The following is a 13,030-nucleotide window of genomic DNA, read 5'->3' as shown; positions in this document are numbered from 1 at the left end:
ATTTGGCGATATTAGGGAGATGGCGGTAGAATGAACCGTTTTCAATCCCAACGTAAGCAAAAATATACGATGAATCTGAGTACTAAACAAAAACAGCACCTTAAAGGTCTGGCACATCCGCTCAAGCCTGTAGTAATGCTTGGCAACAATGGTTTGACCGAAGGGGTACTGGCCGAGATTGAACAAGCGCTGGAGCACCACGAATTAATCAAAGTGAAAATCGCCTCTGAAGACAGAGAGACCAAGACTTTGATCGTGGAAGCAATCGTGCGCGAAACCGGCGCCTGTAATGTACAGGTCATCGGTAAAACGCTGGTGCTCTACCGCCCATCTAAAGAGCGTAAAATCTCGCTGCCACGCTAAGATTATCCTGAATTGAACACATTTTCTGTGTAAAACGAGGGGTTTTTCTTTAGCAGGTGAGCAAAATGCCATGCTCCTTGAGTTGATAAAAGGCCGCTAAGCGGCCTTTTTCCTATCTTTACAATGTATCAACATCTGGCGGGAGATGCGAATTACAGGTAATCAACCTTGATAATTTCGAACTCCACTTCCCCACCCGGGGTGCGGATAGTGACCACATCGTCCTGCTCTTTGCCAATCAGACCGCGGGCAATCGGCGAGTTTACCGAGATCAGATTCTGCTTAAAATCTGCCTCGTCATCACCCACGATGCGGTAAGAAACCTCTTCATCGTTATCCAGATTGATCACGGTAACGGTGCAGCCAAAAATGACACGCCCGTTATTTGGCATTTTGGTGATATCAATCACCTGCGCATTCGACAGCTTAGCTTCGATATCTTTAATACGACCTTCGCAGAAACCCTGCTGCTCACGCGCAGCGTGGTACTCAGCGTTCTCTTTCAGATCGCCATGCTCACGCGCATCCGCGATAGCGGCAATGATTTCAGGGCGGCGCACAGATTTCAGAAAATCCAGTTCTTCGCGCAGTTTTTCAGCCCCACGTAAGGTCATCGGAATAGCTTGCATTTGTTATACCTCTTTGACATTCCTGTTGGGTACGGGTAACCGACCCGACGACTGGCCCCGCAGGCATCACAGCCTGGCACAGGTCAGAAGCAAAAGAAAACTGACCCGGAAGCAAAGTTCCAGGTCAGCAGTAATTTTTCAATTTGATACGTATTTTACCGCGAAGTTCAGTATGGGTCATCGTTTACTTTACAGGGCGTTGGGCCGTAGTATGACGGTTTGTTTCCGGGTTGTTAGCGCGAGATTATGCGATTTTCCAGATTTATCATCGGATTGACCACCACGATTGCGTTCACTGTCCAGGCAGCGAACGTGGACGAGTATATTAATCAGCTGCCCGATGGCGCCAACCTTGCCCTGATGGTGCAGAAGGTCGGCGCCCAGGCGCCTGAGATCGATTATCACAGTCAGCAGATGGCCCTGCCCGCCAGTACGCAAAAGGTGATCACGGCGCTGGCCGCCCTGCTGCAGCTGGGGCCCGATTTTCGCTTCACCACCACGCTCGAGAGCAAAGGCAACGTCGAAAGCAGCGTGCTGAAAGGCGATCTTATTGCCCGTTTTGGCGGCGATCCGACATTTAAGCGTCAGGATATCCGCAACATGGTCGCCGTGCTAAAGAAGTCGGGCGTGCAGCGCATTGAAGGCAATGTGCTTATCGACACCTCCATCTTCGCCAGCCACGATAAGGCCCCGGGCTGGCCGTGGAACGATATGACCCAGTGCTTTAGCGCACCGCCTGCGGCCGCGATCGTCGATCGCAACTGCTTCTCCATTTCGTTGTACAGCGCGCCAAAACCCAACGATTTAGCCTTTATCCGGGTGGCGTCCTACTATCCGGTCACCATGTTCAGCCAGGTACGAACCCTGGCGAAAGGATCGCCGGAAGCGCAGTACTGCGAGCTGGATGTGGTCCCGGGCGATCTCAACCGCTTTACGCTAACCGGTTGTCTGACGCAACGCGCCGATCCGCTGCCGCTGGCCTTCGCTATTCAGGATGGCGCAGGCTATGCCGGAGCGATCCTGAAAGACGAACTGAAGCAGGCCAACATCACCTACAGCGGCACGCTGTTGCGCCAGACTCAGAGCAACGAACCGGGCACCGTGATTGCCAGTAAGCAATCGGCACCGCTGCACGATCTGCTGAAGATCATGCTGAAAAAATCAGACAACATGATCGCCGATACCGTGTTTCGCATGATCGGCCATGCCCGCTTCGGCGTACCAGGCACCTGGCGTGCCGGTTCGGATGCGGTCCGGCAGATCCTGCGTCAGCAGGCCGGTATTGAGCTCGGGAATACCATCGCGGTCGATGGCTCCGGTCTTTCGCGCCATAACCTGATCTCGCCTGCCACCATGATGCAGGTCCTTCAGTACATTGCTCAGCACGACACTGAACTAAACTTTATCTCGATGCTGCCGCTCGCCGGTTATGACGGCTCCCTGCAGTACCGGGCCGGCCTGCATGCCGCGGGCGTGGATGGCAAAGTCTCCGCTAAGACGGGCTCACTGCAGGGGGTATATAACCTTGCCGGATTTATCACCACGGCCAGTGGGCAGCGGATGGCATTTGTGCAGTATCTTTCAGGCTACGCGGTTGAACCTGCAGACCAACGCAATCGCCGTATCCCGCTGGTGCGCTTTGAGAGCCGGCTTTACAAGGATATTTATCAGAATAACTAGCGATGAAATTACTCATTGTCGAAGACGATCTGCTGCTACAGGAAGGACTGGCTCTGGCGCTCTCAGCCGAGGGCTATACGCTTGATTGTGCTGGCACTGCCGCCGAGGCTGATGGCCTTATCCAGAGCGGTGAATATGGCCTTGTAATCCTCGATCTTGGGTTACCGGATAAAGACGGAGCCACCCTGCTCAGCCAGTGGCGTCGTCGCGGGGTGGATAATCCAGTGCTGATCCTGACGGCGCGTGATGCCCTAGAAGATCGCATCAACGGCCTGGACTCCGGCGCTGACGACTATCTGGTGAAACCCTTTGCCCTGGCGGAACTGCAGGCGCGAGCCAGAGCCTTGATTCGGCGCTATCAGGGGCACAGCGATAATCTGCTCAGTGACGGCGATCTGACGCTAAATCTGCAAACGCAGCAGGTGTTACAACAGTCCCAGCCGGTAGAGGTAACACCAAAAGAGTTCGCCCTGCTGACGCGGCTCATCATGCGCACCGGGCAGACCGTCCACCGTGAAACCTTACAGCAGGACATCTATTCCTGGCAGGACGATCCCGGCTCGAACACGCTGGAGGTTCATATTCATAACCTCCGGCGTAAGCTGGGTAAAGATCGGATCAAAACCGTGCGCGGCGTGGGCTATCGTCTGGAGAGCCAAAAATGAACAGCATGCGCCGTCGTCTGATGGTGCTGTTGGCAGTCATTCTGCTGTTCTTTCAACTGGTCAGCGTTATCTGGCTCTGGCATGAAAGCCGGGAGCAAATTGGCTTTCTGGTCAACGAGACGCTTTCCGCCAAAGCGCGCAACCAGCATGTGGAGAAAGAGATCCGGGAGGCGATCGCCTCGTTGCTGGTACCTTCGCTGGTGATGGTCGGTTTTACGCTGCTCTTCTCCTTCTGGGCGGTCAGCTGGATCACCCGCCCGCTCAACCAGCTCCGCTCCAGCCTGGCAAACCGCTCTGCTGATAATCTCTCCCCGCTGCCGATGTATTCCGACATGGAAGAAATTGGCGCCGTCACCACCTCGCTAAATCAGCTTCTTGCCCGGCTGGATCAAACCATTCAACAGGAGCGCCTCTTCACCGCTGACGCCGCACACGAGCTGCGAACGCCGCTGGCGGGTATCCGCCTGCACCTGGAGCTGATGGCGCAGTCAGGCTCGCCCCAGGCGACAACGCTGATTGCCCGTATCGACCAGCTGATGCATACCGTGGAGCAACTCCTGATGCTGGCTCGCGCGGGCCAGGCTTTGGCCAGTGGGCATTACGATACGGTTAACTGGAGCGGATCTATTTTTGCACCGCTGGCACTGGAGAATGATACCCGGGATCACACAGTGATCTGGCCGCAGACGGGCTCCCAGAGCGTTCAGGGGGACGCAACCCTGCTACGACTGATGCTGCGCAATTTGCTGGAGAACGCAGTGCGTTACAGCCCGGCGGGAACCACCATTGAAGTCAGAATGCAGGAAGTCGACGATGGCACGCTGGTGAGCGTCTGCGATCGGGGGCCAGGCATTGATGAGGCACATCGCCAGTCCATTACCGAACCGTTTCGTCGTATCGATCAACGTTATGGCGGTAGCGGGCTAGGGTTGAGCATCGTGCAGCGTATCGTGCAGCTGCACCGCGGCAAACTGACGCTGGAAAACCGTCCCGAAGGCGGGCTGATGGTCGGCTGTTGGCTACCGACAAAACTAAACTAAAAAAAAGCCCCCTTGATAAGGGGGCCATTGACGGTCTTAACGCTTGTAGATGAATTCGACGCCTTCTTCGTCGTCTTCGTCCCAGTCGTCATCCCAGTCTTCGTCGTCTTCTTCTTCCGTCTGCTCTTCAAGCTGCTGACGGTGGTAGTCATCCCACATGAATTCGACTTTTTCAGGCTGTTTCGCTTCTTCTGCCTGAGTAACCGGGTTTTCGATGATAAAGGTCATCACGTCCCAGCACAGATCCTTCACGCCCATCTGGCTTGCAGCGGAGATAAGATAGTATTTATCTTCCCAGCCCATCGCTTCAGCAATGGCTTTCGCCTTCGCTTCGGCTTCTGCTTTGTCCATCAGGTCGATCTTGTTGAAGACCAGCCAGCGCGGCTTAGCAGCCAGCTTATCGCTGTATTTTTCCAGCTCGCCAATAATGATACGGGCGTTCTCCACCGGATCGGAACCGTCGATCGGATCGATATCGATGAGGTGCAGCAGAACGCGACAGCGCTCAAGGTGTTTCAGGAAGCGGATCCCTAAACCAGCACCTTCCGCGGCGCCTTCGATCAGGCCCGGGATATCGGCTACCACGAAGCTCTTCTCGGTGTCCATACGCACCACGCCGAGGCTTGGCACCAGGGTGGTAAACGGATAGTCCGCTACTTTCGGCTTGGCCGCAGAGACCGCGCGGATGAAGGTAGATTTACCGGCATTCGGCATCCCCAGCATCCCGACGTCTGCCAGCAGCATCAGTTCGAGCTGCAGATCGCGCTTGTCGCCCGGTGTACCCATCGTTTTTTGACGCGGGGAACGGTTCACGGAGGATTTGAACCGGGTGTTGCCCAGGCCGTGCCAGCCGCCTTTTGCGACCATCAGGCGCTGACCGTGTTTGGTCATATCACCCATGGTTTCGCCCGTACCCTGATCGATAACGCGTGTCCCGACCGGTACCTTCACGCTGACGTCTTTCCCGCGTTTGCCGGTACAGTCACGGCTCTGGCCGTTCTGGCCACGCTCTGCGCGGAATGCTTTCTCGAAACGGTAATCGATCAGCGTGTTAAGGTTTTCGTCGGCTTCAAGCCATACGTCACCGCCGTCACCGCCGTCGCCGCCGTCAGGGCCGCCACGGGGAATATATTTTTCACGGCGGAAGCTTACGCAACCATTACCGCCATCACCTGCCACGACCAGGATCGTTGCTTCATCAACAAACTTCATTTTACTCTCCGTAAATCATTCGCCTGAGCGGGGGACACTACAGCCGCTTCATTTTTGCGCCAACGTCCCCAAAGACGATGACCAATGGCGGAATACATCGCGCCCGCAACCACGACAAACGCACCGAGATAAGCCAACAGGTTTAACATCGGTTTGACGAAGAAATCGGGCCAGGCCATTGATAATAAATCTGAAAATAACAGCGTAAACAGCGGGGTCAGCGTAATCAGTGCGCTCACCTGTGCTGCCTGCCAGCGCGCCATCGCTTCTGCCAGCGCGCCATAACCGACTAACGTGTTCAGACCACAAAAGATCAGACACGCCAGCTGCCAGTCGCTTAACTGGGTAATCACTCCCGGCTTCGCCAGCGGCAACAGTGCAATAGTACATAAAGTGTACAGCAAAAACAGGATCTGCTGTGACGCCAGGCGACGCAATAACACCTTTTGCGCGACGCCATAACTTACCCACACCGCCGCCGCACTCACGCCGAAAATCACACCCCAGGTGTAATCCGTCAGGCGAGTAAATATCTCTATCAGACTGGTATTGAAGAACAACACCAGACCGCAAAGCAGCATCATTGCCCCGATAATCTGCGTACCGCGCATCTTCTCTTTAAGGATGAAGACGCTGGCCACCATCATACCGACCGGTGAAAGCTGGCCTATAACCTGCGATGCCGTAGGGCTGAGATATTGCAGGGAAGAACTGAACAATATGAAGTTGCCAAACAGGCCACCTGTCGCAATCGCCAGCATCACCAGCCAACGCGGTTTACGAAAGATGCGCAGAGGGGGAAGCTTACCTTTTATCGCAAGGATAATTCCCAACCCTATACCGGCCATCAGGAAGCGGTAGAACACCACCGTAGGCGGCTCCATCACTTCCAGTACCTGCTTCATTGCAATTGGCAGTGCACCCCAGCACATTGCGGTGGTGAGCGCCAAAAGAATACCAATGCCGGCCTGCTGCTTCATGCCCGTTTTCCCTACAGAAAAAATTACCGGGTTTCCAATGTAAAAAGCCCCGCAACACGTTGCGGGGCTTTAATCCGTTACCGGACCGAGAAAACCTTACTCAGCAACAATGCTGATGTATTTACGGTTGTTCGGGCCTTTAACTTCAAATTTCACTTTACCGTCTGCTTTAGCAAACAGAGTGTGGTCACGACCGCAACCTACGTTGTTACCAGCGTGGAATTTGGTGCCACGCTGACGAACGATGATGCTACCCGCCAGAACGGTTTCGCCACCGAAACGCTTAACGCCAAGGCGTTTAGCTTCTGAATCGCGACCGTTACGTGTGGAGCCGCCAGCCTTTTTATGTGCCATTTAAATCTCTCCTCAGGTCTTAGGCGCTGATGCCAGTAATTTTCACATCAGTGAACCACTGACGGTGGCCCTGCTGCTTACGGTAGTGTTTACGACGACGAAACTTAACGATCTTAATTTTCTCGCCACGACCATGAGCAACAACTTCAGCTTTGATAACGCCGCCATCAACGAAAGGAACGCCGATTTTGACTTCTTCACCGTTTGCGATCATCAGAACTTCAGCGAACTCAACAGCTTCGCCAGTTGCGATGTCCAGCTTTTCCAGGCGAACGGTCTGACCTTCGCTTACTCGGTGTTGTTTACCACCACTTTGGAAAACCGCGTACATATAAACTCCGCTTCCGCGCACATCCTCGTGTGATTCAGAGTGCGCTATAAATATTCACAATAGGGCGCGAATATTACGCAAAACGCGAGCCTTTGACAAGTGCTACCGTCAATACATGAAGAAAAAAAACACAACACGTACGGTAACGTTTATCTGAGGCGTTTTTTCAGTACAATCAGCGCTACTATTGATAAACCGAACCCTACGTTAGCCCATTTGAAATGTGGAAAACAGGACTACAAGCCCGGCTTTTGCGATGAATTTAGAAAAAATCAATGAGTTAACCGCGCAAGATATGGCGGGTGTAAATGCAGCGATCCTGGAACAGCTCGATTCTGACGTTTCCCTAATCAATCAGTTGGGTTACTACATCGTCAGCGGCGGGGGTAAACGCATCCGTCCGATGATCGCGGTACTCGCCGCTCGCGCGGTAGGTTATCAGGGGAATGCGCACGTCACGATCGCGGCGCTGATCGAATTTATTCATACCGCCACGCTGCTGCATGATGACGTTGTCGATGAGTCCGATATGCGTCGTGGCAAAGCCACCGCCAACGCGGCGTTTGGCAATGCTGCCAGCGTACTGGTAGGTGATTTTATCTATACCCGCGCCTTCCAGATGATGACCAGCCTCGGTTCGCTGAAGGTCCTGGAAGTGATGTCCAAAGCGGTGAACGTGATCGCGGAAGGCGAAGTTCTGCAGCTCATGAACGTCAACGACCCGGACATCACCGAAGAGAACTACATGCGGGTGATCTACAGCAAAACCGCGCGTCTGTTTGAGGCTGCCGCACAGTGCTCTGGTATCCTTGCTGGCTGTACTGAGGAACAGGAACGTGGCCTGCAGGACTACGGACGCTACCTTGGCACCGCCTTCCAGCTGATCGACGATCTGCTCGATTACAGCGCCGATGGCGAAACCCTGGGCAAAAACGTCGGTGACGACCTCAACGAGGGCAAACCGACGCTACCGCTGCTGCATGCCATGCGTAACGGCACTCCCGAGCAGGCAAACCTGATCCGTGAAGCCATTGAGCAAGGAAACGGCCGACACCTTCTGGAACCCGTACTGGAAGCAATGGCGACCTGTGGTTCTCTGGAATGGACCCGTCAGCGTGCCGAGGAAGAGGCCGATAAAGCCATCACCGCACTTCAGGTTATCCCAGACAGCCCATGGCGAGATGCTCTGATCGGTCTCGCGCATATCGCTGTTCAGCGCGATCGATAAGGACAAGGGAACTCTCTTTTACATGAAAATAGAGTTCCTGTAAGTTCCAAATAATAGCCATAACGTTGTTAAAGAATCCGCTTACAGGCCGCATGATTAAAGCCCTGGCAAAATCTGAATATTGCTTCCAGTAATGCGAACTTTTTAGAACCGCTGTTCGAAGAAGGTATAGTAAATACGTCATTTAATTGAAATGACGTGAACGTACCAGAACAGAGGGACTACTGTATGGATAAGAAATTTATCGACTGGCACTCGGCCGATATTATTGCCGCGCTGCGCAAGAAGGGAACATCACTGGCTGCAGAATCCCGCCGTAATGGTCTCAGTTCATCTACTCTGGCAAATGCGCTGACGCGCCCCTGGCCGAAGGGAGAACTGATCATTGCCACGGCGTTAGGTACCGATCCCTGGGTAATTTGGCCATCACGTTACCATGACCCGATAACCCATGAGTTTGTCGATAGAACGCGCATGATGCGCCAGAGAAGACAAGAAAAAGAGCGCCAACAATGACGCTCCTTTAAACGGGAATAGCAACCCCCCGGTCGAGATGGCAGGGGGCTGCCTTAACGATTACTCGCCTTTCACACGCTCAATATTTGCACCCAGTGCACGCAGTTTATCTTCGATGCGTTCATAGCCGCGATCGATGTGATAAATACGGTCCACCAGCGTGGTACCTTCAGCAATACAGCCCGCCAGCACCAGGCTCGCAGATGCACGCAGATCCGTCGCCATCACCTGCGCACCGGACAGTTTTTCCACGCCATGACAAATCACGGTGTTGCTTTCGATCTCAGCATGCGCGCCCATACGGATCAGCTCCGGTACGTGCATAAAGCGGTTTTCAAAGATCGTTTCGGTGATCACACCTGTACCCTCGGCCACCAGGTTCAGCAGCGTGAACTGCGCCTGCATATCGGTCGGGAAGGCCGGATGCGGGGAAGTCCGCACGTTGACGGCTTTAGGGCGCTTACCGTGCATATCCAGGCTGATCCAGTCTTCACCGGTTTCGACGTCGGCACCCGCCTCACGCAGTTTAGCCAATACCGCATCCAGGGTATCAGGCTGGGCATTACGGCAGACGATCTTCCCACCGGAGATGGCCGCTGCGACCAGGAAGGTCCCGGTTTCGATACGGTCAGGCAGAACGCGATACACACCGCCACCCAGACGTGCAACGCCTTCGATGGTGATACGGTCGGTACCCTGACCGGTGATCTTCGCCCCCAGGGTGTTCAGGAAGTTGGCGGTGTCCACAATCTCCGGTTCGCGCGCGGCGTTCTCGATGATGGTGGTGCCTTCTGCCAGCGTAGCCGCAGACATGATAGTGACGGTCGCGCCAACGCTCACCTTATCCATCACGATATGCGCGCCCTTGAGGCGGCCATTGACGGAGGCTTTGACGTAGCCCTCTTCCAGCTTGATTTCAGCACCCAGCTTCTCGAGGCCGAAAATATGCAGATCGACCGGACGCGCGCCAATAGCGCAGCCGCCAGGCAGAGAGACCTGACCCTGACCAAAACGGGCCACCAGCGGACCCAGCGCCCAGATAGAGGCGCGCATGGTTTTCACCAGGTCGTACGGCGCGGAGAAGTTATTCACGTTGCTGGCGTCGATCCACACGGATCCGTTACGCTCCACCTTAGTACCCAGCTGGCCGAGCAGCTTCATGGTGGTATCAATGTCTTTCAGTTTCGGGACGTTCTGAATCTCTACCGGCTCTTCCGCAAGCAGTGCGGCGAAGAGGATCGGCAGCGCGGCGTTTTTGGCGCCGGAAATTGTGACTTCGCCCTGGAGACGCGTAGGCCCCTGAACACGAAATTTGTCCATGATTTACTCTCTGTATGAATTCAACCGTGCTGCGGGCAAATCACCCTCAGCTCAAAAACCGTTTAGTTTGCGATCGCGTGCCCACTCAGTCGGGGTGAACGCCTTGATCGACAGGGCATGAATACGGTTATCCGCGATATATTCCATCAGCGGCGCGTATACAGCCTGCTGCTTTTTCACGCGGCTCATGCCGTCAAAGATCTCTCCCACAGCAATAACCTGAAAGTGGCTGCCGTCGCCGGAGACGTGGGCTTCCTGGAGGGCAAGTGCATTCATCAGCACGGTCTGGATTTCATGATTTTCCATGGGATCTCTATCATCTGGTGTGAAAACAAGCCCAACATCTTAGAGCAAAGTGGCGCGGTCTTAAACAAGCAAAAAGCCCCGACGATGAAACAGTCGGGGCTTTTGATAGTAACGTACTGAAAAAATTAGCGGGGCAATACGTCTTCCGGCAGATTATAGAGCTGAGCCAGGGTGATGACGTTATCACTGACGCCCGCAAGCGCTACCTGCTTGCCCTGCCCTTTGCCTGCCGCCACCAGATGAACCAGCAGCGCGACGCCCGCCGTATCCACGCGGGAAATGCCGCCAAGGTCAATACAGGAGACGCCCTGCATGGCTTCATGGCGCGCATCCCACAGAGGATTCAGATAATCCTGATCCAGCTCGCCAGTGAGTAACAACGTCTCACCCTCTCGGGTCCAGCTGAGCTGCGACGTCATTATTTTTTCTCATCCAGGGTAATTTTCTGACGCGAGATGCTGTTCAGCTGAGCAGTCAGACCATCAATGCCCTTGGTACGCAGCAGGTCGCTCCATTCGTTCTGCTTGGTGGTGATCATGCTGACGCCTTCGGCAATCATGTCGTAAGCCTGCCAGTTACCGTTCTGGCTGTTCTTACGCCACTGGAAATCCAGACGCACTGGCGGACGACCGTTTGGATCGACGATAGTCACGCGGATAGGAACGATGGTGGCAGAGCCCAGCGGCTGTTCCGGCGCAATCTGATACGTCTGGCCGTGGTACATGGCCAGCGCCTGGCCGTAGGCCTGCTTCAGGTACTCACGGAACGCAGCAAAATAAGCATCGCGCTGCGCTGGCGTGGCGTCTTTGTAGTAACGACCCAACACCAGAGCCCCGGCATATTTTACCTGAACATACGGCAGCAGCTCCTGATCGACCACATCGCGCAGGTAGTCGGGATTGGAACGAATTTTCGGCTGCTCATTCTTAAGGCGATCGAAGGTTTTCTTAGCCGCCTCATTCATCTGTTGATAAGGATTGCTCTGGTCGGCTGCGTTAGCAGCAGTCAAAGGGGCAATCATCAGCATGGCAACCATTAACAGTCGTTTAATCATGAATTACTTCTCCTGAGATGAATTCGTCGTGCCAACAGGCGGCGTAATGTCACTCTGCGCAGGTGTCTGAGCAGCTTGATTCTCGTCACCCCCTTTACTGTTGCTGTTGTAAAGGAACTGACCAATCATATCTTCCAGCACCATGGCTGACTTCGTATCCTGAATTACGCCACCGTCCTTAAGGATAGTCGTTCCCAGTTCGGGATCTTCAAAACCGATGTTCAGCGCCAGGTATTGTTCACCTAACAGGCCGGAGGTACGGATAGACAGGGAGCTGGTATCCGGGATGTGGTTGTAGCGCTCTTCAATATCCAGCGCGACGCGCGGCAGATAGGTTTTCTCGTCGAGGGTGATATCGGCCACACGCCCTACCACTACCCCGCCAATGCGCACCGGAGAACGGCTTTTCAGGCCGCCGATATTATCGAAGGTGGCATAGATGCGATATGTGGGCTCGGTGCGGATCGTCGTAACATCCGCCACTTTGAAGCTTAAAAACAGTGCGGCCAGCAGTGCCAGCAAAACAAATACGCCTACCCAAATTTCTACTTTTTTCGTTTGCATGAACTCATTTCCCAAACATCAGTGCGGTGAGCACAAAATCCAGAGCCAGTATGGCCAGCGACGAATGAACAACGGTGCGGGTGGTTGCCCGGCTGATACCGGCAGACGTCGGGATTGCATCGTAGCCATTGAACAGTGCAATCCAGGCGATCGTCACGGCAAATACCGCGCTTTTAATCAGGCAGTTAACCAGATCCAGACGCCAGTCAACCGCACCTTGCATCGCAGACCAGAAGAAGCCGGCATCGATCCCTTTCCACTGCACGCCAACCATCGATCCGCCCCAGATCCCGACCGCAACAAAGAGAATAGTCAGCAACGGCAACGAGATCATGCCCGCCCAGAAGCGCGGCGCGATCACCCGACGCAGCGGATCCACGGCCATCATCTCCATACTGGAGAGCTGCTCGGTGGCGCGCATCAGGCCGATTTCCGCCGTCAGCGCCGAACCGGCACGCCCGGCGAATAACAGCGCCGCGACCACCGGACCCAGTTCACGCAACAGGGAGAGCGCCACCAGCATTCCGAGACTGGTTTCCGCACTGTAGGTGGTGAGAACCAGATACCCCTGCAGCCCCAGCACCATCCCGATGAAGACGCCGGAAACGATGATAATGAGCATCGACAGCACGCCGACATTATACAGCTGGCGTACCAGCAGAGGGGCATGTTTGCGGAACTCCGGTTTCCCGACCAGCGCATTGAATAACATCAACCCGGCACGCCCGAACGTCCTGATGGTTTTTATGCCACGGTGTCCGAGAGCGGCCAACGCATTTAACAGCATG

Annotated in this window: 17 protein-coding genes; 6 read left to right on the top strand and 11 right to left on the bottom strand. The window is 54.6% G+C overall.

The annotated features are described in order from the left end of the window. Positions 1 to 69: 69 nt before the first annotated feature. The gene (gene yhbY / locus LRS40_RS09730; protein ID WP_095099897.1) at positions 70 to 363 is read left to right on the top strand and encodes a ribosome assembly RNA-binding protein YhbY; all 294 of its coding nucleotides are present in this window, start codon (positions 70 to 72) and stop codon (positions 361 to 363) included. Positions 364 to 515: 152 nt separating this feature from the next. Here yhbY and greA read toward each other — a convergent pair whose 3' ends face one another. After that, positions 516 to 992, bottom strand: a complete 477-nt coding sequence (greA, locus tag LRS40_RS09725; protein WP_142487242.1) for a transcription elongation factor GreA — start codon at positions 990 to 992, stop codon at positions 516 to 518. Between the two features lie 246 nt (positions 993 to 1,238). Here greA and dacB point away from each other — a divergent pair, with 246 nt between their 5' ends. From dacB to pmrB, 3 genes are read left to right on the top strand one after another with little or no spacing between them, the layout of a single operon-like run. Further along, entirely contained in the window at positions 1,239 to 2,672 is a 1,434-nt protein-coding gene (dacB, locus tag LRS40_RS09720) for a serine-type D-Ala-D-Ala carboxypeptidase (RefSeq protein WP_231313604.1), read from the top strand. A gap of 2 nt (positions 2,673 to 2,674) precedes the next feature. Then, on the top strand, positions 2,675 to 3,337 hold the full coding sequence (gene pmrA, locus LRS40_RS09715) for a two-component system response regulator PmrA (protein ID WP_142487244.1): 663 nt from the start codon (positions 2,675 to 2,677) through the stop codon (positions 3,335 to 3,337). Then, entirely contained in the window at positions 3,334 to 4,377 is a 1,044-nt protein-coding gene (gene pmrB, locus LRS40_RS09710) for a two-component system sensor histidine kinase PmrB (RefSeq protein ID WP_231313603.1), read from the top strand. Before pmrA ends, pmrB begins: the two co-directional genes overlap by 4 nt. Positions 4,378 to 4,413: 36 nt before the next feature. On the opposite strand, the gene cgtA is transcribed toward pmrB, so the two are convergent. The 4 genes from cgtA to rplU all read right to left on the bottom strand — a co-directional run bounded on the left by cgtA (position 4,414) and on the right by rplU (position 7,254). Next, positions 4,414 to 5,589 (bottom strand): Obg family GTPase CgtA, encoded by a 1,176-nt coding sequence (cgtA, locus tag LRS40_RS09705; protein ID WP_106994822.1) that lies wholly within the window; start codon positions 5,587 to 5,589, stop codon positions 4,414 to 4,416. Beyond that, positions 5,586 to 6,569, bottom strand: a complete 984-nt coding sequence (locus LRS40_RS09700) for a DMT family transporter (protein ID WP_142487246.1) — start codon at positions 6,567 to 6,569, stop codon at positions 5,586 to 5,588. The genes cgtA and LRS40_RS09700 overlap by 4 nt, the downstream gene beginning before the upstream one ends. Before the next feature lie 96 nt (positions 6,570 to 6,665). Further along, the gene (gene rpmA / locus LRS40_RS09695) at positions 6,666 to 6,923 is read right to left on the bottom strand and encodes a 50S ribosomal protein L27 (protein ID WP_007673187.1); all 258 of its coding nucleotides are present in this window, start codon (positions 6,921 to 6,923) and stop codon (positions 6,666 to 6,668) included. A 19-nt stretch (positions 6,924 to 6,942) separates the two neighbouring features. After that, positions 6,943 to 7,254: a 50S ribosomal protein L21 gene (rplU, locus tag LRS40_RS09690; protein ID WP_106994824.1), complete on the bottom strand. Its 312-nt coding sequence runs from the start codon at positions 7,252 to 7,254 to the stop codon at positions 6,943 to 6,945. Positions 7,255 to 7,510: 256 nt separating this feature from the next. Here rplU and ispB point away from each other — a divergent pair, with 256 nt between their 5' ends. Both ispB and sfsB read left to right on the top strand, forming a co-directional pair. Next, a complete protein-coding gene (ispB, locus tag LRS40_RS09685) occupies positions 7,511 to 8,482 on the top strand; it encodes an octaprenyl diphosphate synthase (RefSeq protein ID WP_156264722.1) in 972 nt (323 codons plus the stop codon). A gap of 228 nt (positions 8,483 to 8,710) precedes the next feature. Then, positions 8,711 to 8,998 (top strand): DNA-binding transcriptional regulator SfsB, encoded by a 288-nt coding sequence (gene sfsB / locus LRS40_RS09680; RefSeq protein WP_142487248.1) that lies wholly within the window; start codon positions 8,711 to 8,713, stop codon positions 8,996 to 8,998. 60 nt (positions 8,999 to 9,058) lie between these two features. On the opposite strand, the gene murA is transcribed toward sfsB, so the two are convergent. The 6 genes from murA to mlaE form a co-directional block, all read right to left on the bottom strand. Then, positions 9,059 to 10,318, bottom strand: a complete 1,260-nt coding sequence (murA, locus tag LRS40_RS09675; protein WP_039031637.1) for a UDP-N-acetylglucosamine 1-carboxyvinyltransferase — start codon at positions 10,316 to 10,318, stop codon at positions 9,059 to 9,061. Between the two features lie 51 nt (positions 10,319 to 10,369). After that, on the bottom strand, positions 10,370 to 10,624 hold the full coding sequence (gene ibaG, locus LRS40_RS09670) for a BolA family iron metabolism protein IbaG (RefSeq protein ID WP_032614457.1): 255 nt from the start codon (positions 10,622 to 10,624) through the stop codon (positions 10,370 to 10,372). 125 nt (positions 10,625 to 10,749) lie between these two features. Then, entirely contained in the window at positions 10,750 to 11,043 is a 294-nt protein-coding gene (gene mlaB / locus LRS40_RS09665; protein WP_142487249.1) for a lipid asymmetry maintenance protein MlaB, read from the bottom strand. Then, the gene (gene mlaC, locus LRS40_RS09660) at positions 11,043 to 11,678 is read right to left on the bottom strand and encodes a phospholipid-binding protein MlaC (protein WP_142487250.1); all 636 of its coding nucleotides are present in this window, start codon (positions 11,676 to 11,678) and stop codon (positions 11,043 to 11,045) included. The genes mlaB and mlaC overlap by 1 nt, the downstream gene beginning before the upstream one ends. Before the next feature lie 3 nt (positions 11,679 to 11,681). Next, a complete protein-coding gene (gene mlaD / locus LRS40_RS09655; RefSeq protein ID WP_106994830.1) occupies positions 11,682 to 12,242 on the bottom strand; it encodes an outer membrane lipid asymmetry maintenance protein MlaD in 561 nt (186 codons plus the stop codon). A gap of 4 nt (positions 12,243 to 12,246) precedes the next feature. Continuing rightward, on the bottom strand, positions 12,247 to 13,029 hold the full coding sequence (mlaE, locus tag LRS40_RS09650; protein WP_142487251.1) for a lipid asymmetry maintenance ABC transporter permease subunit MlaE: 783 nt from the start codon (positions 13,027 to 13,029) through the stop codon (positions 12,247 to 12,249). Position 13,030 lies beyond the last annotated feature (1 nt).

This window comes from Leclercia sp. G3L (assembly GCF_021117075.1).
GTDB classification, from domain to species: domain Bacteria; phylum Pseudomonadota; class Gammaproteobacteria; order Enterobacterales; family Enterobacteriaceae; genus Enterobacter; species Enterobacter adecarboxylatus_C.
The sequence above is the reverse complement of the archived record's forward strand: the minus strand, read 5'-3'. Positions and strand labels throughout refer to the sequence as shown.